This window comes from Neisseria sicca VK64 (assembly GCF_000260655.1).
In the GTDB taxonomy this organism is placed as follows: Bacteria; Pseudomonadota; Gammaproteobacteria; order Burkholderiales; family Neisseriaceae; genus Neisseria; species Neisseria sicca_B.
The window spans coordinates 1-20,139 of record NZ_AJMT01000056.1; the positions used below are offsets into that span (position 1 = coordinate 1).

Annotated in this window: 21 protein-coding genes; 8 read left to right on the top strand and 13 right to left on the bottom strand. The window is 52.7% G+C overall.

The genetic code is table 11. From position 1 onward, the window contains the following. A partial coding sequence (locus HMPREF1051_RS03415) for an IS3 family transposase (RefSeq protein WP_036491612.1) occupies positions 1–212 on the top strand: 212 nt, incomplete at its 5' end. Positions 213–302: 90 nt separating this feature from the next. On the opposite strand, the gene HMPREF1051_RS03420 is transcribed toward HMPREF1051_RS03415, so the two are convergent. Next, the gene (locus HMPREF1051_RS03420) at positions 303–1,778 is read right to left on the bottom strand and encodes an aldehyde dehydrogenase family protein (protein ID WP_003764527.1); all 1,476 of its coding nucleotides are present in this window, start codon (positions 1,776–1,778) and stop codon (positions 303–305) included. A gap of 431 nt (positions 1,779–2,209) precedes the next feature. On the opposite strand from HMPREF1051_RS03420, the gene adhP reads away from it, so the two are divergent. Further along, positions 2,210–3,253 (top strand): alcohol dehydrogenase AdhP, encoded by a 1,044-nt coding sequence (gene adhP / locus HMPREF1051_RS03425; protein ID WP_003764565.1) that lies wholly within the window; start codon positions 2,210–2,212, stop codon positions 3,251–3,253. Positions 3,254–3,427: 174 nt separating this feature from the next. On the opposite strand, the gene HMPREF1051_RS03430 is transcribed toward adhP, so the two are convergent. Both HMPREF1051_RS03430 and HMPREF1051_RS03435 read right to left on the bottom strand, forming a co-directional pair. Further along, positions 3,428–3,886 (bottom strand): methyltransferase family protein, encoded by a 459-nt coding sequence (locus HMPREF1051_RS03430; RefSeq protein WP_036491616.1) that lies wholly within the window; start codon positions 3,884–3,886, stop codon positions 3,428–3,430. Positions 3,887–3,961: 75 nt separating this feature from the next. After that, positions 3,962–4,705 (bottom strand): pseudouridine synthase, encoded by a 744-nt coding sequence (locus HMPREF1051_RS03435; protein WP_003764558.1) that lies wholly within the window; start codon positions 4,703–4,705, stop codon positions 3,962–3,964. A 203-nt stretch (positions 4,706–4,908) separates the two neighbouring features. Here HMPREF1051_RS03435 and HMPREF1051_RS15095 point away from each other — a divergent pair, with 203 nt between their 5' ends. Both HMPREF1051_RS15095 and HMPREF1051_RS15100 read left to right on the top strand, forming a co-directional pair. Beyond that, entirely contained in the window at positions 4,909–5,436 is a 528-nt protein-coding gene (locus HMPREF1051_RS15095; RefSeq protein ID WP_003764541.1) for a hypothetical protein, read from the top strand. Between the two features lie 5 nt (positions 5,437–5,441). Continuing rightward, positions 5,442–5,939, top strand: a complete 498-nt coding sequence (locus tag HMPREF1051_RS15100) for a T6SS immunity protein Tli4 family protein (RefSeq protein WP_003764556.1) — start codon at positions 5,442–5,444, stop codon at positions 5,937–5,939. A gap of 255 nt (positions 5,940–6,194) precedes the next feature. On the opposite strand, the gene HMPREF1051_RS03445 is transcribed toward HMPREF1051_RS15100, so the two are convergent. Further along, positions 6,195–7,391: an acetate kinase gene (locus HMPREF1051_RS03445; RefSeq protein WP_003764546.1), complete on the bottom strand. Its 1,197-nt coding sequence runs from the start codon at positions 7,389–7,391 to the stop codon at positions 6,195–6,197. A 522-nt stretch (positions 7,392–7,913) separates the two neighbouring features. On the opposite strand from HMPREF1051_RS03445, the gene HMPREF1051_RS03450 reads away from it, so the two are divergent. The 3 genes from HMPREF1051_RS03450 to HMPREF1051_RS03460 are packed head-to-tail and all read left to right on the top strand — an operon-like array spanning position 7,914 to position 9,735. Continuing rightward, entirely contained in the window at positions 7,914–8,219 is a 306-nt protein-coding gene (locus tag HMPREF1051_RS03450; protein WP_036491620.1) for an HLGFF motif protein, read from the top strand. Beyond that, positions 8,219–8,416 carry a cbb3-type cytochrome oxidase assembly protein CcoS gene (ccoS, locus tag HMPREF1051_RS03455; protein ID WP_003744897.1) on the top strand — a complete coding sequence of 66 codons (198 nt, stop codon included), beginning with the start codon at positions 8,219–8,221 and terminating at the stop codon, positions 8,414–8,416. The genes HMPREF1051_RS03450 and ccoS overlap by 1 nt, the downstream gene beginning before the upstream one ends. After that, entirely contained in the window at positions 8,413–9,735 is a 1,323-nt protein-coding gene (locus HMPREF1051_RS03460) for an MFS transporter (RefSeq protein ID WP_003764562.1), read from the top strand. The genes ccoS and HMPREF1051_RS03460 overlap by 4 nt, the downstream gene beginning before the upstream one ends. A gap of 95 nt (positions 9,736–9,830) precedes the next feature. Here the strand turns inward: HMPREF1051_RS03460 and HMPREF1051_RS03465 are convergent, their stop codons facing one another. The 5 genes from HMPREF1051_RS03465 to gmk all read right to left on the bottom strand — a co-directional run bounded on the left by HMPREF1051_RS03465 (position 9,831) and on the right by gmk (position 14,171). Beyond that, the gene (locus HMPREF1051_RS03465) at positions 9,831–10,277 is read right to left on the bottom strand and encodes a GatB/YqeY domain-containing protein (RefSeq protein ID WP_003764549.1); all 447 of its coding nucleotides are present in this window, start codon (positions 10,275–10,277) and stop codon (positions 9,831–9,833) included. Positions 10,278–10,433: 156 nt separating this feature from the next. After that, complete coding sequence (gene rpsU, locus HMPREF1051_RS03470; RefSeq protein ID WP_002214819.1) at positions 10,434–10,646, bottom strand: 30S ribosomal protein S21; 213 nt, start codon at positions 10,644–10,646, stop codon at positions 10,434–10,436. Between the two features lie 376 nt (positions 10,647–11,022). Beyond that, complete coding sequence (locus tag HMPREF1051_RS03475) at positions 11,023–13,179, bottom strand: RelA/SpoT family protein (protein WP_003764533.1); 2,157 nt, start codon at positions 13,177–13,179, stop codon at positions 11,023–11,025. 108 nt (positions 13,180–13,287) lie between these two features. Further along, positions 13,288–13,494 (bottom strand): DNA-directed RNA polymerase subunit omega, encoded by a 207-nt coding sequence (rpoZ, locus tag HMPREF1051_RS03480; protein WP_003740638.1) that lies wholly within the window; start codon positions 13,492–13,494, stop codon positions 13,288–13,290. Positions 13,495–13,553: 59 nt separating this feature from the next. Beyond that, positions 13,554–14,171, bottom strand: a complete 618-nt coding sequence (gmk, locus tag HMPREF1051_RS03485; protein ID WP_009312424.1) for a guanylate kinase — start codon at positions 14,169–14,171, stop codon at positions 13,554–13,556. Positions 14,172–14,382: 211 nt separating this feature from the next. On the opposite strand from gmk, the gene dxs reads away from it, so the two are divergent. Further along, positions 14,383–16,296: a 1-deoxy-D-xylulose-5-phosphate synthase gene (gene dxs, locus HMPREF1051_RS03490; protein ID WP_003764560.1), complete on the top strand. Its 1,914-nt coding sequence runs from the start codon at positions 14,383–14,385 to the stop codon at positions 16,294–16,296. A 280-nt stretch (positions 16,297–16,576) separates the two neighbouring features. Here the strand turns inward: dxs and HMPREF1051_RS03495 are convergent, their stop codons facing one another. The 4 genes from HMPREF1051_RS03495 to HMPREF1051_RS03510 all read right to left on the bottom strand — a co-directional run bounded on the left by HMPREF1051_RS03495 (position 16,577) and on the right by HMPREF1051_RS03510 (position 19,710). Next, on the bottom strand, positions 16,577–17,242 hold the full coding sequence (locus tag HMPREF1051_RS03495; protein WP_036491625.1) for a sulfite exporter TauE/SafE family protein: 666 nt from the start codon (positions 17,240–17,242) through the stop codon (positions 16,577–16,579). Between the two features lie 333 nt (positions 17,243–17,575). Next, positions 17,576–18,352 (bottom strand): TatD family hydrolase, encoded by a 777-nt coding sequence (locus HMPREF1051_RS03500; protein WP_003764551.1) that lies wholly within the window; start codon positions 18,350–18,352, stop codon positions 17,576–17,578. A 4-nt stretch (positions 18,353–18,356) separates the two neighbouring features. Then, positions 18,357–18,713, bottom strand: coding sequence for a PilZ domain-containing protein (locus HMPREF1051_RS03505; protein WP_003760734.1), 357 nt, complete (start codon positions 18,711–18,713; stop codon positions 18,357–18,359). 19 nt (positions 18,714–18,732) lie between these two features. Beyond that, the gene (locus HMPREF1051_RS03510) at positions 18,733–19,710 is read right to left on the bottom strand and encodes a DNA polymerase III subunit delta' (protein WP_003764559.1); all 978 of its coding nucleotides are present in this window, start codon (positions 19,708–19,710) and stop codon (positions 18,733–18,735) included. Positions 19,711–20,139 lie beyond the last annotated feature (429 nt).

The window sequence follows — 20,139 nt, forward strand, 5'->3', positions numbered from 1 at the left end:
GAAAGGCGAACTGTTGGGACAATGCGCCGATGGAAAGCTTCTTTGCGGTGTTAAAGACGGAGTGTTTCTATAACGCAGGAGAATTGACGGTGGATGAATTGATGAAGCAGATAGATGACTATATGGATTACTACAACCGGGAGCGTTGCAGTTTGAAATTGAAAAAGCTGAGTCCTGTCGCATACAGAACCCAGCTTACACAGAGTGCCTGAATAGGCTTTTATGAGTGTCCAAGATTTGGGGGCCAGTTCAATTTTCAGACGACCTTTTTTCTACATCAATAAACAATGTTCAGCAGGCAATCAATAGAAGCCTTCGCGCTCTTCGCGGGTGGAAATGTAGATGTTTTTCACCTGCGTGTACGCGGCGAGCATCATTTTGTGGGTTTCGCGACCGATGCCTGAAGTTTTGTAGCCGCCGAACGGTGCGCCTGCGGGCAGGCGGTTGTAGCAGTTCACCCAAACGCGGCCGGTTTCCAGCGCGTTGGAAACGCGCAGGCAGCGGTTGATGTCGGTACTCCACACTGCGCCGCCCAAGCCGTATTCGCTGTCGTTGGCCATTTTGATGACTTCTTCTTCGGTTTTGAATTTAATCACAGTAGCAACCGGGCCGAAGATTTCTTCTTGGGCGACACGGGCGCTGTTGCTGCCGGCTTCGATCAAGGTCGGCTCGACAAATTCGCCTTTGCCCAACTCGCCTTCGATTTTTTTACCGCCGGTGATGATGCGGCAGCCTTCCTGTTCGCCGATTTTGACGTATTTCAAAATGGTTTCGAGCTGGCCGGCGTTGACTTGCGAACCCATTTGGGTATCGTCTTCCCAAGGCAGGCCGACTTTGATTTTTTTGAACTCTTCCGCCAAGGCGTTGACGAATTTGTCGTAAATGCCTTCTTGTACGAAGATGCGCGAACCGGCGCAGCACACTTGGCCTTGGTTGAACAAAATACCTTTTTGCGCGCCTTCGAGGGCTTTGTCGAACGGCATATCGTCAAAGAAGATGTTGGCGGATTTGCCGCCCAGCTCCAAGGTGGCGGGAATCAGCATTTCGGCGGCGGCGATGCCGATGTGGCGACCGATTTCGGTCGAACCGGTAAAGGCGAGTTTGTTGAAGCCTTTATGGTGCAACATGTATTCGCCGGATTTAGAACCGCGTCCGGTGATGATGTTCAGCACGCCTTTAGGCAGCAAGTGGTTGATTTTTTGGGCGAACGACAACAGGCTCAGCGAAGTGCTGGAAGACGGGTGAATGACGATGGTGCAGCCTGCGGCAAGTGCGGGTGCGATTTTCCAAGCCGCCATCAGGAAGGGGAAGTTCCACGGAATAATTTGACCGACTACACCGATGGGTTCGCGCAGGACGATAGACAGGTCTTCGGAGTCAAGCTGGGTAGCAGTGCCTTCTTCGCCACGGATCACGCTAGCAAAGTAGCGGAAATGGTCGGAAGCCAACGGGATGTCGGCGGCACGGGTTTCGCGAATAGGTTTGCCGTTGTCCAGCGTTTCTTGCAAAGCGAACAATTCCAGGTTGTCGTCAATCACATCGGCGATTTTGTTGAGTATGGCGGCGCGTTTGGTAGTGGTGGTTTTGCGCCATGTTTTGAACGCTTCCTGCGCGGCGGCGACAGCGGCATCGACATCGGCGTCAGTCGCGTCGGTGAATTTCGCCAATACTTCGCCGTTGGCAGGATTGTACGAATCCAAAAGCACGCCGGGTTTTGTCCACACGCCGTTAATCAAGAGGCCGTACTCTTTATCAAACACATTTAAATCTTTTGCCATGATGCTGTCTCCTTGGTTGTCTTTCTTAGGTTTTGGACGTTCCTCAAACGTCGTCTAAAAACAGGATAGTATTTTTTCTCTTTCAGTTCAAGCACTAAAAATGATAACGTTCTCAAAATTCCAAATATGTAATTTTCTAAAATAGGAAATTTAAACCGATAAGGCTTGACCCCGTATGGAAACAAAGCGTGTTTGTTAATATATTTAAAGTTTTCAGACGACCTTTTTTACATGATATGTGTAAGAATTTTTCAGAATCTTCGCGGATATATCCTTATAATTTAAATGTTATGGTATAACATTTTATTCCTTATTTTTCAAAAAGATAGGGTGTTGACACGGCGAAATGAAGGGGAGTATTCTCATTTACAGGAAAGGCGTTATCCCGCCCAACCGTTTACGGATTTCTTACGAATGCCAAGGAGAACACCATGAAGATGCAAGCAGTTGTTGTGAATCAAAATGTAGCAGGCGATGTAGAAGTTGTAGAACGCGAACTGCGCCCGTTGGAATACGGCGAGGCGTTGGTTGAAGTCGAATATTGCGGCGTGTGCCATACCGACTTGCACGTTGCGGCAGGCGACTACGGCGAAAAACCGGGCCGCGTGTTGGGGCACGAAGGCATCGGCATCGTCAAAGAAGTCGCTCCGGGCGCGAACGCCCTGAAAGTCGGCGACCGCGTCAGCATCGCATGGTTGTTCCAAAGCTGCGGTTCGTGCGAATACTGTAATACCGGACGCGAAACCTTGTGCCGTTCCGTATTGAACGCAGGCTACACCGCCGACGGCGGCATGGCGACCCACTGTATCGTCGATGCAGACTACGCCGTCAAAGTGCCCGACGGCCTCGACCCCGCGCAAGCCTCCAGCATCACCTGCGCCGGCGTAACCACTTACAAAGGCGTGAAAGTTTCCGGCGTGCGTCCGGGACAATGGATTGCCGTTTACGGCGCGGGCGGTTTGGGCAACTTGGGTGTCCAATACGCGAAAAAAGTATTCGGCGCACACGTCGTCGCCATCGACATCAACGATGAAAAACTGGCATTCGCTAAAGAAAGCGGTGCAGATTTAGTCATTAACGCCGCCAAAGAAGACGCCGCCAAAGTGATTCAGGAAAAAACCGGCGGCGCACATGCAGCCGTTGTTACCGCCGTATCCGCCGCCGCGTTCAACTCCGCCGTGGACTGCGTCCGCGCGGGCGGTCGCGTCGTTGCCATCGGCCTGCCGCCCGAATCTATGGACTTGTCCATCCCGCGTCTGGTCTTGGACGGCATCGAAGTGGTCGGCTCGCTGGTCGGTACGCGCAAAGACTTGGAAGAAGCCTTCCAATTCGGCGCAGAAGGCTTGGTCGTACCGAAAGTCCAACTGCGCGCCTTGGACGAAGCTCCGGCGATTTTCCAAGAAATGCGCGAAGGCAAAATCACCGGCCGCATGGTTATCGACATGAAAAAAGAATGCGGCTGCGGTCATCATTAATTTGACGCAGGCAGTTGACTAAAAAGGTCGTCTGAAACCTTGTTTTGGGGTTTCAGACGACCTTTTGTTTGATTTGAACCATCGCGGATTCACACAATCAGGGCTAATCGGCGCAGCCGGATCATTTCATGCCACAAAGGCGCAGGGGCGATACCCGATTTGACGTTGCCGCTTTTATAACCAACGGCGGACGCGTCGGCAGTACGCTTCATACTCAGCACCGAATTTCCGCGCCAAAACGCGTTCTTCAGGCATGATTTGGAAACGCGTCATATAGGCGGAAAATACCGCCAAAAACAGCCACGGCAGCGGATGCGCTAAGTGTCCCGCCCATGCCGCCAGCCAGAAGCCCATGCCCGCATACATCGGGTTGCGGCTGAAACGGTACACACCGTCTGAAACGAAGTGTTCGGTTTGTTCGGGGTTGAACGGGCTGACGGTCGTACGCACACGGCGAAACGCCCACACACCTAATACGCCCAACGCCGTCCCAAACGCTATCAAAACAACCGACAGCAATATAGGAAAGCGCGGCAGTATGCCTGCCAGCGTGGATACTTGCGCAGAGGCATACATCAGCAATGCGCAGATAAAACATACCGCCGGCGGCGGAATTTTGGTTTCTAAATTCATATTCTTATCTTTATAAAACGGATACAGTGACGTTTTCAGACGACCTCTTGCCGTCATTCCCAAGTTCAAACCCAATCAAAACGACTCGTCTGCCCGCAGATAACGCCATTTGCCGGGCGGCAGTTTGCCCAGTTTGACTTTACCCATCCGAATCCGCTTCAGCCCGACGACGCGCAAACCGACGAGTTCGCACATACGGCGGATTTGCCGCTTTTTGCCTTGTTTCAACACGAAACGCAGTTGGTCTTCGTTTTGCCATTCTACTTTGGCGGGGCGCAGTTTCTCGCCGTCCAAACTTAATCCGTGGTTGAGCAAGCCAAGCCCTTTTTCGTCCAATTTGCCGCGCACGCGCACCAGATATTCTTTTTCGCTGCCGCTGTTTTCGCCGATAAGCTGCTTGGCGATGCGGCCGTCCTGCGTCAACACCAGCAATCCGACGGAATCGATGTCCAGCCGACCGGCTGGCGCCAAGCCGAATTTGTGTTTTTCGCTGAACGGAATGCGGCTGTCGTCCCCTTCCCAACGGTTGTCGGCGGTAATCAGCTCGGCGGCGGATTTGTAGCCTTTTTCCGCCTGCGCGCTGACGTAGCCGACGGGCTTGTTGAGCAGGATGGTGACGCGCTCCGCCTGTTTTTCATGCGCCTGCCGGTTGAGGTCGATGCGGTCGCGTTCGGTCACTTTCTGACCGAGTACGGCGGTTTGCCCGTTGACCTTGACCCAGCCTTGCTCGATGTAACTGTCCGCCTCGCGGCGCGAGCATAAGCCCAATTGCGCCATACGCTTGGAAAGACGCATGGTTTCGTTTGAATCGTGTTCCATAATGGTCTGCCTGAAAAGAATGAATCAGATTATAAAGCCAAACCGTCATTTTCCCTACCGACATTATCGCCATACCGCCCATCTTACGGACGCGCGAAATGCCCGCCCATGTCGAATAAATACCGCCAAGCCCGTTTTATGACAAAGGTCGTCTGAATCAAACTATACTTTCAGACGACCCCTATCTATCACGGAGCTTATCCATGTCCATCCGTCTGACTACGCTGTCCCTAATACTTGCCGTCGCAGCCTGCACGCCCACCGTTTCCCCATCGGCAGAAACTTCGCCGACCGTCACCCAATCCGCCATCGATACCACCTACTGGACCGAACAGCCCTATTGCAGCGGCCGCTATCAATTGCGCCTGCCGTCCAAACGCCGTCACGGCAGTACGCATCTTGATTACAATGGCTGGAGTGTGATGGTTATGTTTAACGACTGGAAGAGAAACGTTAGGAATATCAACGAGTTTAAGCAAAATGGTAGAGCAGGAACAAAAATTGTCGTCGATACCCGTACCCTGATTCCGGATCGGGCAATGATGCAGGTAACGCGTAGGAAGGATTTGGTTGGGAAGATCTTGTTGGGGATGACGGTATGCCCTACGAAGCCGATTTATATTTCAAGCTGGATAATGATGATGCTTATATTGTGCGTAGTTATTTCCGCATTCCTTCTGATCATGGCAAAGCCCCTGCCAACTGGAAAACCCAAGAAAAAGAAGCAATAAACACCATGGAGAAAAAATTCCGCCAAGAAATCCTCAATGGGTTGAAAACCAGACAGGAATTTGAAGTGCCAAATAAACACGGCATTTGTCTGATAGGCGGTTTTATCGCGGACGACGGCAAAAAACCGTTTGAAGTCCATAGCACCGTCGAATTTGCCAAACAACACGATATGAGTCTGGAAATCATGCACGGCGACGTACTGGAGGCAGGCGAGCCGACGCTGCTGCAACGTAAGGTAAATCTGGGGAAAGGCGCAATGGTTAAAGCGCTAACCCGCACCATCCGCCAAGGCAAACGTACCATCAACGGTATGTCGGGCGAGGAAAAATTGGTGAAATGGGGCGGTAACAAATATATGTTCTTTTGGGAACGCGACGGTGGCGACCCGCGCATCATGATGCAGTTTGGTGCTGAGAAAAAAGACGGAACGAAGCGCAGCGAAGCCGAAGTGCTGGCGATTTGGGATACGGTTTTGCCGACTTTGAAGCCTGTGAAGCCATAGCGATGAAAAGGTCGTCTGAAAATGTTTTTCAGACGACCTTTTTAATGAAAAGCAACTTATCGCCGCTCTTGCCGAAAGGGAGGAAAACGTGATGGGGATCGTTGGATACGAAGCAGAAAAACCTACACCCTCCCCTTTCGTTTGACGGCGGAGAGAAAATCCCGAAGCGGGTCATGCAGACAAATCATGCTTTTTTGCAGCACAAACAAAAAACCTGCCGTTTTCGGCAGGTTTTTTATCGGATGACTCGCTGTATTACAGGCCGCTCAGACGGGCAGTGTCGTGTGCAATCATCAATTCTTCGTTGGTCGGGATAACAACGGCGACGGCTGCGCTGTCGGCAGTCGTAATCACGCCTGCGTTACCGAAGCGGGCTTTCAGGTTGGCTTCGTGGTCGGCTTTCAGACCGAGGAAGCCCAGGTAGCCGAGTACGCGCTCGCGGATGATGTCGGAGTTTTCGCCGATACCGCCGGTGAAGACGAGTACGTCCAGACCGCCGGCTGCCACAGCCATGCTACCGATGTATTTGGCGAGGCGGTAGATGAAGACGTCCAGGGCGAGTTTCGCGCCGGGATGGCCTTTGCCGGATTCTTCTTCGATGGTACGGCAGTCGTTGGACAGGCCGGACAAGCCGAGCAGGCCGGATTTTTTGTTCAACATGTCGGTGATTTGAGTGATGGTCATGTTGGCGTTTTCAGCGAGGAAGCCGAAGACTGCGGGATCGATGTCGCCGCTGCGCGTACCCATCACGAGGCCTTCCAGCGGGGTCAGTCCCATGCTGGTATCGCGTGATTCTCCGTTGGCGACGGCGGTAATGGACGCGCCGTTACCCAAGTGTGCAATCACCATGCGCAGGTCTTTTTTATCTTTGCCGAGGAAACGGGCGGTTTCATCAGAAACGTAGCGGTAGCTGGTACCGTGTGCGCCGTAGCGGCGCAAGCCGTATTTTTCATACAGTTCATGCGGAATCGCGTATGTGTAGGCGTGTTCCGGCATGGTTTGGTGGAAAGCGGTGTCGAACACGACAACGTTGGGCAGGCCTTTGAAAATGCTTTGTGCGGCACGCAGGCCCAAGAGGTGCGCGGGGTTGTGCAGGGGGGCGAGCGGGATACATTTTTCGATGCCGGCGATGACTTCGTCGTCAACGAGGATGGATTCGCTGTACAGTTCGCCGCCGCTGACGACGCGGTGGCCGATGGCGCCAATGCGGCTGTCGAGGCCGTGGGCTTTGAGTTCTTCCATCAGGGCTTCAACTGCGCCGGTGTGGTCGGGCTTGGCAGACAGGTCGACTTTGTGTTTTTCGCCGTTTACTTTGAACGTGATGTAAGCGTCGGGCAGGTTGAGTTTTTCGGCAAGGCAGCTGAGCAGGACTTCTCCGCTGTCGTTATCCAGCACGGCGCCTTTGAGGGATGAGCTGCCGCAGTTCAAAACTAAGATGAGTTTTTGGGTCATTTGTTGTGGCTCCTGGATGTTTCAGACGACCTGTGCGGGCAGTATCGGCAATCTGTTCTTTGTCGTGGATATACCGCCAAACATCTCCCGCAGGCATAGTGGATGCGCTTGAGGTTCGAGCCGGGCATCTGCGCGGCAGGCCGTATCGGTTGGTGGCGTAAAATCTATGAAAGAAAAATGACCGCTACATTCGGAATGGGGCAACTTTATGAATATTGCTTTCCGTGTGGTTTCTGCCGCCGCCGGTTGGACGGGGTCGTCTGAAATCGGTTGATGAATGTAAACCGCGCTATTCTAGCAAAAAACGGGGGCGGCTGCTTGGCTTAATGTTTGACTTGGAGCAGGCGGAAAGCGATAAAGGAAGATATTGATGTTTAAAGGGAAACGGTTTGTTTTCAGACAACCTGTCGAACGCGGGGGCGTAAAGCCCTTTGCAGGGGCGTGTCAAACTGTTACATTTAGAAAGTTTTTGTATTCACTATGTCGTCTGAAAACAGCGGCAGCCTTTTAAGATTCTTTGATATGCACTATTTCAGTATCCATACGCAACAAGGCGCCCATGTGGGCTTTTTCATCATGCTGCCGGATGATGAATCCGAAACGCAGCCGCAGAGCGGGCGTTTCGCCATCAAGCTGCAAAGTGAAGAAGGCGCGGCGGCGGAGGTTTTGGCGCCTTTCGGGCAAACCGAGATTCCGCAATATTGGCGCGTCGTGAAAGACCGTATCGAGCTGTTTTTCGACGACGCCCCCGTCGGCTCGCTGCGCAACGAATATCTGACCGTATCGGGACAGACTTTTGTCTTAACCGATTTGACCGGAGCGATGTGATGGAAAGTATGTTTATCTTAGTGCCCATCAGCATTATTTTGGCGTTTGCCATAGGCTATTTTTTCTGGTGGTCGGGCAAAAACGGACAGTTTGACGATCTCGAAGGACCGGCACACCGCATCCTGATGGACGATGATTCCACCGACAAGCTGCTTGAAAACGAAATAGAAAAAGAAGAACAAGAATCCGAAAAATGAGCCTCAAAAAAGACAATCTGAATTTCCCGACCAGCCGCCGTTTCGCCCCACTATTCGGCACGCAGTTTCTGGGCGCGTTCAACGACAATATGTTCAAAACCGCGCTGTTTGTGATGATCAGCTTTTACGGTTTGGGCAAAAACGACTTCCTGCCCGCCAGCCAAATGCTGAACTTAGGCGCGTTGCTGTTTATCCTGCCGTATTTCCTGTTTTCCGCGCTGTCCGGACAACTGAGCACCAAATTCGATAAAGCCGTCTTGGCGCGATGGATTAAAGTATTGGAAATCGTGATCATGGCTGTGGCGGCGTTCGGCTTTTATATACAGTCTGCCCCGCTGCTCTTGGTCTGCCTGTTTTGCATGGGCGCGCAATCGACACTGTTCGGCCCGCTGAAATACGCCATCCTGCCCGATTACCTCAACGACAAAGAGCTGATTATGGGCAACAGCCTGATCGAATCGGGAACGTTCATCGCCATTTTGTTCGGTCAGATTTTAGGCACGTCCGTCGCAGGCTTGCCGCCCTCCGTCGTCGGCATCTTAGTCTTGCTCGTCGCCATCGGCGGCACGCTGACCAGCTTCTTCATGCCTAACGTCCCCGCCAAAGCCCCCAACACCAAAATCGAATGGAACATCGTCAAAGGTACGCACGCGCTCCTGCGCGAAACCGCGCAATATGATTCCGTCTTCACATCCATCATCGGCATATCATGGTTTTGGTTTATCGGCTCGGTTTACACCACCCAACTGCCGACTTTCACGCAAATCCATTTGGGCGGCAACGACAACGTCTTCAACCTCATGCTCGCCCTATTCTCCATCGGCATCGCCGCCGGCTCGGTGTTGTGCGCAAAACTCAGCCACGAACGCCTGCTCTTGGGCTTGGTAACCGTCGGCACGACGGGTTTGACCGTATTCGGCTTGATTTTGGTATGGCTGACCCAAGGGCAACGCTTTACCGAACTCAACGGCATCACCTGGTTCCTGTCGCAAGGCATGGCGTATCCCGTCATGCTCGTCATGACGCTGATCGGCTTCTTCGGCGGCTTCTTCTCCGTCCCGCTCTACACTTGGCTGCAAACCGCCAGCAGCGAATCCTTCCGCGCCCACGCCGTCGCCGCCAACAACATTATCAATGGCGTGTTCATGGTATCGGCTGCCATTTTAAGCGCGGTACTCTTGATGCTGTTCGACAGCATTTCCCTGCTTTACCTGATCGTCGCCATCGGTAATATCCCCTTGATTGTTTACCTGATACAGCGCGAACCCCGTTTCTTAAACGATATGGGCAAGATATTTCACAATATCGGCAAACGGTAAGCCTAAGCTTAAAAAAGATCGTCTGAAAACGGAAATTCCATTTTCAGACGACCTTTTTGTTGTTCTTGAATCCGTCCAAAGCGGTCGGTATTCAATTATGAAGTCAGCGCAGCTTTAAGGATTTTGTTGACTTCGCCCATATCGGCTTTGCCCGCCAACTGGGTTTTCAACACGCCCATGGCTTTGCCCATGTCAGCCATTCCGGAAGCTCCGGTCATGGCGATTACGGTTTCCACGGCAGTGCGGATTTCTTCGGCAGACATCATTTGCGGCAGGTAGCGGTGCAGGATTTCGATTTCGGCATTTTCTTTGTCTGCCAAGTCCTGACGGCCTGCTTCGGCGTAGATGTTGGCGCTGTCTTTGCGCTGTTTGACCATTTTGGTAATGATGGCAATCACTTTGCCGTCATCGGCTTCGGTGCGCTCGTCCACTTCAAATTGTTTGATGGCGGCATTGATGAGGCGGATGGTGCTCAAAGTAATTTGATCTTTGGCACGCATCGCGGTTTTCATGTCTTCGGTTAATTGTGCTTTCAGGCTCATGGGATGACTTTCGGGAAAAGATGGAAAATACTGCCTTAGGGATTCTCTATTTTTCAGACGCCCCCTCGTCTTACAGGTCGTCTGAAAAACAAAACACACCGCAGGTCAAGCCTTGCGGTGTGTTTCGGCATCACAGGGCAGACCTGCAATTGATGTTTAGTACATTTTAGGAGGCAGTTGTTGGCTGCGCAGGCGTTTTTGCAGGCGTTTTACGGCTGCGGCTTTTTTGCGTTTGCGCTCGGTAGTCGGTTTTTCGTAAGCTTCACGGGCGCGCAGCTCAGTCAGCAGACCGGTTTTTTCTACGGCACGTTTGAAACGGCGCATGGCTACTTCGAAGGGTTCGTTCTCTTTAACGCGGATTGCAGGCATTTTATTTCCTTTAAATTGAATTCTGGTTTCAAACCGCCGAAATGGAGAAAGGTAAAAAGGGGCGGTTTGTCAAAAAGTGGTTGTTTGTATCTCGGGTGTCTTGCGACCGGCGGGATACGCGCCGTGATGTAAACATCACCTCCTAACAAGTCGGCTTGGCGCCGGATATGCCGTCGATGCGGCTGCAAATGAATTGCGGGATTATCTTTGATTGCGTCGTTCCTGTCAAGTTTGAAGGTCGTCTGAAAACCTTGAATATCGGTTTTCAGACGACCTTTGTGGTATTTCGCGCGTCTTGCTGATTTTGTTTTTGATTTTAAGAAAACTTAAACCCTATCAGGCGGCAAAACGGCATCTGCTTTGCCGCCCTTCTTCCCTAGCTTCGGACCACTTTGCGCACTTGGGGAATGGCGTGTAGGTTGTGAATGATTTGGTTGATTTGCGCCAAGTCCTTCACTTTGATGATGAACTTGAATTCGACAAAGCCTTCCGTACCTGCCAGCGCTTTGTTGGGGGTTTCGACGGATTCGATGTCTGCGCCGGAGTTGGAAATGGCTTGCGCCATAAGGGCGAGCAGGCCGTGGGCGTCTTCGGACTGGATGCTGAGTCCGGTGCGGTAGGTATGGCTGCCTATTCCTTCCCAGTTCGCATCAAGCTGCTGTTCGGGGTCGGATTTGAGCAGGGTCGGACAGGTATCGCGGTGGATAATCATGCCTTTGTCTTTGACCAAAAGGGCGCGGACGGAATCGCCCGGGACGGGGTGGCAACATTCGGCAAAATGGATGCGGCCGGTTTCTTGGTCGTTGACTTTGATGGGGCTGAGTTTGACTTCGCTGCCGAAGTGCTGCCCTGCCAGTTCGGCGATGTGCATGGCGACGTACACGGGCAGGGTATGCCCCATGCCGACGTTGTAGAGGACTTCTTCAAACGAGGTTTGTTTGTCGTTGAGGTCGGCAAGGTATTTTTCTTTGAGGTCGTCTGAAAGCAATACGTCTTTGGGCAACAGGCTGGACAGGGCTTTTTGCAGGAGGTTTTCGCCGAGGACGATGGCGTCGTGGCGGTTGAGGTTTTTGACGTATTGGCGGATGGCGCTGCGCGCGCGGCTGGAAACGGTGAAATTCAGCCATGCCGGATTGGGCTTGGCGTGTTCGGAAGTGATGATTTCGACGGAGTCGCCGGTTTTGAGTTTGGTGCGCAGGGGCATCATGGTGTTGTTGATACGCGCGGCGACGGTTTTGTGACCGATGTCGGTGTGAACGGCGTAGGCGAAGTCTATGGGCGTCGATCCTTTAGGCAGGGTGAGGATTTTGCCTTTGGGTGTCAGGATATAGACTTCGTTGGGGAACAGGTCGACTTTAACGTGTTCGAGGAATTCGATAGCGTTCGCGCTGCTGGCTTGCAAATCGAGGATGTTTTTGAGCCATTGGTTGGTATGGAGGACGGCTTGATCGACGGTGTTTTCGCCGGATTTGTATATCCAGTGGCCGGCGATGCCGCCTTCGGCTACGGCATCCATTTCGCGTGTGCGGATTTGGACTTCAATGGGCAAGCCGTAAGGGCCGACCAGGGTCGTGTGCAGGCTTTGGTAGCCGTTGCTTTTGGGGATGGCGATATAGTCTTTGAAGCGTCCGGGTTTGGGCTGATAGAGATTGTGCAGCGCGCCCAGTGCGGCGTAACACGCGGGAATGCTGTTGACGATGACGCGGAATCCGTAAATGTCCATGACTTCGGCAAATCGCAATTTTTTCGCCAACATTTTTTGATGGATGCTGTACAGGTTTTTTTCCCGACCTTTGATTTTGGCTTCGATGTTCGCGCCGACCAAACGCTGACTGAAGGCGCGCAAAACTTTGCCGACGACGTCGCGGCGGTTTTTGCGGCTGTTGTCCATCGCTTTTTTAAGGGTTTCGTAGCGGTTCGGGTGGAGGTTTTGAAACGATAAATCCTGAAGCTCTTGGTAGGCGTTGTTCAAGCCGATGCGGTTGGCGATTTGGGCGTAGATTTCGAGGGTTTCTTTGGCGATGCGGCGGCGTTTGTCGGGACGCATGGAGCCGAGCGTGCGCATATTGTGCAGGCGGTCGGCGAGTTTGACGACGATCACGCGCACGTCTTTGGTCATGGCGAGAATGAGCTTGCGGAAACTTTCCGCCTGATGCTCGGCATGATCTTCAAATTTGAGTTTTTCGAGTTTGGAAAGTCCGTCCACCATCTCGGAGATGGTTTCGCCGAATTCTGCCGCCATTTCGATTTTGGATACGCCCGTGTCTTCGAGTACGTCGTGCATCACGCCCGCGCACAAGCCTTGTATGTCCATGTGCCACAACGCAAGTTGCGTGGCGACGGCAAGGGGGTGGGTAATGTAGGGTTCACCGCTTTTACGGGTTTGTCCGTCATGGGCGTGAAAGGCGTAGGCGACGGCTTTTTCAAGCTCGGCCTGTTCGGATGGGCTGAGATAGGAGGCGGTACGGAACAAAAGTTCGCGTGCTTCGGCAGTCAGCGCGTCGTAGGGGGCAGTGGGCTGGGGGGCGGGCATTTCAGACGGCCTTCGGTGTGTGTTTTGTTTTGAGCCGTCAGACTGTATCGGTCGGATGTCGCGCCGATACAATCCGCGCGGCGGTTGGGCAGATTTTGCCTACTGGTATTATTTGTTGCGTGTCAGCAGCTCAGTACCGATTTGACCGGCGGCGATTTCGCGCAGGGCGGTAACGGTCGGTTTGTTGTTGCGGATATCGTCAACCATAGGGGCGTTGCCGTTTTCAAGCTGGCGCGCGCGGCGGGCGGCGACGAGGGTCAGGTCGAAATGATTGGGGATTTTGCCTGTGCAGTCTTCAGTGGTGATACGGGCCATTTGTTTGCTTTCTTTCTATTAATTTGTGATGGAATGTAAATGCGTATTTTCGCTGTTTTTCAGGAATTTTCCAACAGGTTTGAGATAAATCCTTGCTGGGAAGATTTTTTCAGACGACCTGCTTTGATGATGTGGAGCAAATCGGCTTCTGCCCTGTCCAAATCATCGTTGACGACAATATAGTCAAACAGGACGGATTGTTCGATTTCGTGACGCGCTTTGGAGAGGCGGGTTTGGATGACTTCCTCGCTGTCGGTGCCGCGCCCGATAAGGCGTTCGGCAAGGACTTCGAACGAAGGCGGCAGGATGAAGATGCTGCTCGCTTCGGGCAGGGATTTGCGTACCTGCGCCGCGCCTTGCACGTCAATTTCCAAAATCACATCGTAACCCTCTTCGCTAAGGGAATTGACCCCCGCAATGCTGGTTCCGTAATAATTGCCGAAAACGTTTGCGTGTTCGAGGAAGGCTTTTTGTTTGATTAAAGACTCAAATTCCTCTTTGGGAACAAAATGATAATGTACGCCGTGCTGCTCGCCTTCGCGCGGCTGGCGGGTGGTGTGCGATACAGAGACGCGCAAATCGGCGTTGTTTTTCAAAAGACGGGAAACCAGCGTGGTCTTGCCCGTGCCGGAAGCGGCGGAGATGATGAAAATATTGCCTTTTTTATGGGGTTTCATGATGTCGGTACCGATGGGATTATCTGTTGATTGTAGCATACGGGGCGTGTAATTTCATGTTCAGACGACCCTTACACACATTCCCAAACGCCTCTTTTATCAGCAGGCAACGGCTTAACGGCGATACCCGACCTCCGGCAGGAAACCCACGTCTTTCTAAACTCTTGCTATAATTGCCCGCTATACACAAATAAGCCTGCAAAGACACACCATGAGCCACACTCCGCTACTCGATACCGTCGACAGCCCGCAAGATTTGCGCCGTCTGGATAAAAAACAGTTGCCCCAAGTCGCCGCCGAGCTGCGGGAGTTTCTGCTGGATTCGATAGGCAAAACCGGCGGGCATTTCGCCAGCAATCTGGGCGCGGTCGAGCTGACCATCGCCCTGCACTATGTGTACGACACGCCCGAAGACAAGCTGGTTTGGGATGTCGGCCATCAAAGCTATCCGCACAAAATCCTCACCGGCCGCAAAAACCAGATGCACACCATGCGCCGCTACGGCGGTTTGGCGGGTTTCCCCAAACGCAGCGAGTCCGAATACGACGCGTTCGGCGTAGGGCATTCCTCCACCTCCATCGGCGCGGCTTTGGGCATGGCGGCGGCAGACAAACTCTTGGGCAGCGACCGCCGCAGCGTCGCCATTATCGGCGACGGTGCGATGACGGCGGGGCAGGCTTTTGAAGCCTTGAACTGCGCGGGCGATATGGACGTGAACCTGCTGGTCATCCTCAACGACAACGAAATGTCGATTTCCCCCAACGTCGGTGCGCTGCCGAAATACCTCGCCAGCAACGTCGTGCGCGATATGCGCGGCGTGTTGAGCACCATCAAGGCGCAATCGAGCAAGGTTTTGGACAAGCTGCCCGGCGCGATGGAGCTTGCCCAAAAAGTCGAGCACAAAATCAAAACGCTGGCGGGCGAAGCCGAACACGCCAAGCAGTCGCTGTCTTTGTTTGAAAACTTCGGTTTCCGCTACACCGGCCCCGTGGACGGTCATAACGTCGAGCATCTGGTTGACGTATTGAAAGATTTGCGCGGCCGCAAAGGCCCGCAACTGCTGCACGTCATCACCAAAAAGGGCAACGGCTACAAACTCGCCGAAAACGACCCCGTCAAATACCATGCCGTCGCCAACCTGCCCAAAGACGTTTCAGACGACCTCAAAACCGCAACGTCGTCTGAAAAAGAAAACAAACCCGCCGCCAAACCGACCTATACGCAAGTGTTCGGCAAATGGCTGTGCGACCAGGCGGCGGCAGATTCCCGATTGGCCGCGATTACCCCCGCCATGCGCGAGGGCAGCGGACTGGTCGAATTCGAACAACAATTCCCCGACCGCTATTTCGATGTCGGCATCGCCGAGCAGCACGCCGTGACCTTTGCCGGCGGTTTGGCTTGCGAAGGCATGAAGCCCGTCGTCGCCATTTATTCCACCTTCCTCCAGCGCGCCTACGACCAACTGGTGCACGACATCGCCCTGCAAAACCTGCCCGTTTTGTTTGCCGTCGACCGTGCGGGCATCGTCGGCGCGGACGGCCCGACCCATGCCGGTTTGTACGATTTGAGCTTCTTGCGCTGCGTGCCGAACATGATTATTGCCGCGCCGAGCGATGAAAACGAATGCCGACTGCTGCTTTCGACCTGCTATCAGGCAGACGCCCCCGCCGCCGTCCGCTATCCGCGCGGCACGGGAACAGGCGCGCCCGTTTCAGACGACCTTAAAACCGTAGCCATCGGCAAAGGCATCATCCGCCGCCAAGGTGAGAAAACCGCATTCATCGCCTTCGGCAGCATGGTCGCCCCTGCATTGGCGGTTGCCGAAAAACTGAACGCCACCGTCGCCGATATGCGCTTCGTCAAACCGATAGATGAGGAACTCATCGTCCACCTCGCCCAAAGCCACGACTACATCGTTACCGCCGAAGAAAACGCCGAACAAGGCGGCGCAGGCAGCGCGGTGCTGGAAGTGTTGGCGAAACACGGCATCTGCAAACCCGTTTTGCTTTTGGGCGTTGCCGATACCGTAACCGAACACGGCGATCCGAAAAAACTTTTGGACGATTTGGGCTTGAGTGCCGACGCAATGGAAAAACGCATACGCGGCTGGCTGCCGGCGGCTTGAGCTGAAGCTGCAATGAAATATAGTGGATTAACTTTAAATCAGGACAAGGCGACGAAGCCGCAGACAGTACAGATAGTACGGAACCGATTCACTTGGTGCTTCAGCACCTTAGAGAATCGTTCTCTTTGAGCTAAGGCGAGGCAACGCCGTACTGGTTTAAAGTTAATCCACTATAACGCCGCCGGTGCAAGCAATGAATAAAGGTCGTCTGAAAACGGATTTTCAGACGACCTTTAATGTATGAACCCCTACCCTTTTGAAAGGCGTTTCATTGTTTGATTCAGAGCATGACTGCCAAACGGAAAACCGCCCATCCCGCGACCAATAGTCCGGCGCACAGACGGATGGCTCTGCGTTGTAAAAGTGTTTTCAATTGCGCTGCAAAAACCCCCATTGCCAACAAATTCGGCAACGTTCCCAGTGCAAAAGCCAACATATACAGCCCGCCCTGCACCGCATTGCCGCTGCCTAAAGCATACAATGAAGCGCTGTATACCAAGCCGCAAGGCAGCCAGCCCCACAACATGCCTACGCCGAAACAAGCCGGAACGGATTTAATCGGCAGCAGTCGGTTCAGAATCGGATTCAAACGTTTCCATATCGGTCTGCCTATGCGCTCAATCTGCGTAGCTGCCGTAGAAAGACCCGCCAGATACAGCCCCAACAGCAACAGCAAAATATTCGCCGCAACATACAGACCGTTTTGCAGCCAGCGCGTATCATCCAAAGAAATACCGATTTGTCCGACCAGCCCGACAATCAAACCTATCAATACATAGCTGCTGATGCGTCCCAAATTCAATAGGACAATCAGTCCCAGCCGATTAAGATGCGGCGGAAGCTGCAACGCAAACGCACTACTCAACCCGCCGCACATTCCGACACAATGCGTACCGCCAAAAAAGCCGAGTAGAAATAGGGTGAAAAAAGTGATGTCGTAATTCATTATTGGAAAGGCGATGTGTCGATAGAAGTATAATTTGTCAGAAAAACGGAAAACGATATAATGAAAGCCAATCTTTAAATATTTTCAAGAAGTTGCCATCTTGATTTTCGCGTTGATTTTAAACCCATCCATGACTATCTGTCCGCTTTTACACTGGCTTTCTTGCGATACCGATTTTATCGATGACTTCCGCCATCTTCCATCGTCTGCCCAACAAAATTACCCTAGCCTATTTGATATTCGACTGCCCTCTTATATAAAAAATTCCAAATTTCAAAAGGTCGTCTGAAACGCTAGATAAAGCATTTTCAGACGACCTTTTTTCTATTCGAATCAAACACGGATGTCGGGTACTTTATTGAACAGACGATAGAAATTGTCGCTAGTGTAAGCGGCAAGCGTTTCTACGGGTTCGCCGCGCAGTTTCGCCACAAACTCGGCGGTGTAACGGACATAGGAAGGTTCGTTAGGCTTACCGCGTTTGGGAACCGGGGCGAGGAAGGGGGAGTCGGTTTCGACCAGCATTCTGTCCGCAGGGACGTATTTGGCAGCTTCTTGAATTTGCGGGGCATTTTTGAAGGTAACAATGCCGGAGAAGGAAATGTACAGCCCCAAATCCAAAGCGGCTTTGGCAAAAGCGGTATCTTCGGTGAAGCAGTGGATAACGCCGGAATTGGTTTGAGCTTCTTTCAGAATCGCCAAAGTATCGGCGGCGGCATCGCGGGTGTGGACAATCACGGGCAAACCGCTTTCGTTGGCGGCTTGGATGTGTTCGGCGAAGCGGCGGTGCTGCCATGCCAAATCGCCTTTGCACCAGTAATAATCCAAGCCCGTTTCGCCTATGCCGACGACTTTCGGGTGTTTTGCCGCTTCAACCATTTCAGCGACGGTAAATTCTTCGGCTTCTTGGCTGTCGGGGTGAACGCCTATGGTGCAGTAAACCTGTTCATTGGCTTGGGCAATGTCGAAGACTTCGGCAAAACTCTGTTTGCTTACGCTGATGGCAAGCGCCTGCTTGACGCTTTGTTCTTCCATGTTGGCGAACACTTCAGGCAGGCGGTTGCTCAAGCCTTCGAAATTGAGGTGGCAGTGCGAATCAATTAAATGCATGATTTTAAAGCGTAAAGGTAACGCGGTCGCTGCGCAGTTTCGGTCCTAGTTCGCCTTCAATCAGGGTTTTCGCCTGAAGGCAGCTTTCGTGTTCGGAAAATGCCAGTCCGACGCCTTTAGGACGGTGTGCGGAAGTACGGGCGGGATTGATCCAGACGACTTTGGTAGGCAGGAAGCGTTTGGGGTAATCGGCGATTTCAACGGCGAGCAGGATGTCTTCGCCCAATGAAAATACGTCTTCGGTCGGAACAAAAAGTCCGCCGTGTTCGAGGAACGGCATATAGCAGTTGTAGAGCAGGGTCGGGTCTTTAAGCTGCAACGCCATCATTTTCGCCGGAATGTCTTTATTGTTGTTTACCATTTTGTTTTACCTTATCTGATTATTTGTTTTGCCAAAATTCGAGATATTCAGTCAGCAGATACTCAAGCTGCATTTTAACACTCAAGGTGTGGTATCCGTAAGGGCTGAGTGCGTTCAGACGACCCGTCAGCGCAAACAGGCGGCGCGGATCGGTTTTGGAAGCCGTCTGCGACAATGCCTGCGCGTAATCGGGATAATAAAGCGGCGGCATTTGTTGTTGCGCCAAGCCGACATCCAACAGCCATTTCTGCATCCAATCGATGAAGACTGCCAACGGCTGCTTGTGTTTGTCAAACGCAGCGGCATAGTCGAGTATCGTCAACAGTCGCGGGGCGGCAAGCAAAGTGAGCAATTCTTCGCGCAAGTCATCCATTTCAGGCGCATGGGCAAACAAAGGCGCACCGCTGTGAAAAGCAAGCAGCGATTCCGCATCGTCTACACCCTCTTTCCGAAGATACGCCAAAGCTTCGTCGCGCGAAGGTGCGGGCAAAACCATCTGGCGGCAACGGCTTTTAATGGTCGGAAGAAGCTTGTCGCGCGCATGCGTAACCATCAAAAAAACAACATGTTGCGGCGGTTCTTCCAAAGCCTTAAGCAAGCCGTTTGCCGCCTGCACGTTCATACTTTCAGCGGGATGCACCAATACCACCCGCAATCCGCCGCGCACAGCCGTCAGATAAATGTTTTCCACAATATCGCGCACAGCATCGATTTTAATCTGCAACAATTTTCGCCCGACCGCACCGTCTTCGGGGATTTCAGGAGTGAGTTCGTAAAAATCGGGATGGCTGTTTTGCAAAAACAAATGACACGAAGCGCATACGCCGCAAGGCTGATGATCTTCCCGAGGCGATTCGCACAGCAAAGCCTGCGCCACAAACCGCGCAAACGCTGTCTTACCGGTGTTTTCCTTGCCGGTAAACAGCCAAGCGTTCGGACGGTTTTCCCAATGGCCAGCAAGCTGCCGCCACTGGTTTTGATGCCACGGATAAATCATATTGAAAAGTACAAGCGTTTGAACAAAAGCGTGATTATACAGGGAAATGTTAGAGGTCGTCTGAAACCGAGAATACAATTCGAAACGTTTATAACATCGTTTCTATCCTCTTTCCGCCTCTTCTCAGCCTTTTTGGCTCTCCCTTCTTCTCAAAAGGTTCCCTGCCCTATTCCCCTAGCATCATCTACCGCAACGGACGTGAACGCGCTATTTGGCGGGGACGTAGTCGGCATAGTGCGCCGGCAAGGCAGTCGTTTCCAATAACGAGCCTTCTTACTGCGACACTAAGGCAGTATTGCAGCCCGCTACCTTTTCAGACGACCTTTCCACATATGTATCCTGATCTGACGGCCGAATGAAGCGGGACAGACATGGCAGCCTTACCCGCCCGACACGAAGGCCGTCCGACTCCGGACTGGATTCGGACGG

Excerpts from the sequence above, each read along its gene's own strand:
- HMPREF1051_RS03420 (WP_003764527.1), bottom strand. The coding sequence starts at position 1,778 with ATGGCAAAAGATTTAAATGTGTTTGATAAAGAGTACGGCCTCTTGATT.
- adhP (WP_003764565.1), top strand. The coding sequence starts at position 2,210 with ATGAAGATGCAAGCAGTTGTTGTGAATCAAAATGTAGCAGGCGATGTA.
- HMPREF1051_RS03430 (WP_036491616.1), bottom strand. The coding sequence starts at position 3,886 with ATGAATTTAGAAACCAAAATTCCGCCGCCGGCGGTATGTTTTATCTGC.
- HMPREF1051_RS03435 (WP_003764558.1), bottom strand. The coding sequence starts at position 4,705 with ATGGAACACGATTCAAACGAAACCATGCGTCTTTCCAAGCGTATGGCG.
- HMPREF1051_RS15095 (WP_003764541.1), top strand. The coding sequence starts at position 4,909 with ATGTCCATCCGTCTGACTACGCTGTCCCTAATACTTGCCGTCGCAGCC.
- HMPREF1051_RS15100 (WP_003764556.1), top strand. The coding sequence starts at position 5,442 with ATGGAGAAAAAATTCCGCCAAGAAATCCTCAATGGGTTGAAAACCAGA.
- HMPREF1051_RS03445 (WP_003764546.1), bottom strand. The coding sequence starts at position 7,391 with ATGACCCAAAAACTCATCTTAGTTTTGAACTGCGGCAGCTCATCCCTC.
- HMPREF1051_RS03450 (WP_036491620.1), top strand. The coding sequence starts at position 7,914 with ATGCACTATTTCAGTATCCATACGCAACAAGGCGCCCATGTGGGCTTT.
- ccoS (WP_003744897.1), top strand. The coding sequence starts at position 8,219 with ATGGAAAGTATGTTTATCTTAGTGCCCATCAGCATTATTTTGGCGTTT.
- HMPREF1051_RS03460 (WP_003764562.1), top strand. The coding sequence starts at position 8,413 with ATGAGCCTCAAAAAAGACAATCTGAATTTCCCGACCAGCCGCCGTTTC.
- HMPREF1051_RS03465 (WP_003764549.1), bottom strand. The coding sequence starts at position 10,277 with ATGAGCCTGAAAGCACAATTAACCGAAGACATGAAAACCGCGATGCGT.
- rpsU (WP_002214819.1), bottom strand. The coding sequence starts at position 10,646 with ATGCCTGCAATCCGCGTTAAAGAGAACGAACCCTTCGAAGTAGCCATG.
- HMPREF1051_RS03475 (WP_003764533.1), bottom strand. The coding sequence starts at position 13,179 with ATGCCCGCCCCCCAGCCCACTGCCCCCTACGACGCGCTGACTGCCGAA.
- rpoZ (WP_003740638.1), bottom strand. The coding sequence starts at position 13,494 with ATGGCCCGTATCACCACTGAAGACTGCACAGGCAAAATCCCCAATCAT.
- gmk (WP_009312424.1), bottom strand. The coding sequence starts at position 14,171 with ATGAAACCCCATAAAAAAGGCAATATTTTCATCATCTCCGCCGCTTCC.
- dxs (WP_003764560.1), top strand. The coding sequence starts at position 14,383 with ATGAGCCACACTCCGCTACTCGATACCGTCGACAGCCCGCAAGATTTG.
- HMPREF1051_RS03495 (WP_036491625.1), bottom strand. The coding sequence starts at position 17,242 with ATGAATTACGACATCACTTTTTTCACCCTATTTCTACTCGGCTTTTTT.
- HMPREF1051_RS03500 (WP_003764551.1), bottom strand. The coding sequence starts at position 18,352 with ATGCATTTAATTGATTCGCACTGCCACCTCAATTTCGAAGGCTTGAGC.
- HMPREF1051_RS03505 (WP_003760734.1), bottom strand. The coding sequence starts at position 18,713 with ATGGTAAACAACAATAAAGACATTCCGGCGAAAATGATGGCGTTGCAG.
- HMPREF1051_RS03510 (WP_003764559.1), bottom strand. The coding sequence starts at position 19,710 with ATGATTTATCCGTGGCATCAAAACCAGTGGCGGCAGCTTGCTGGCCAT.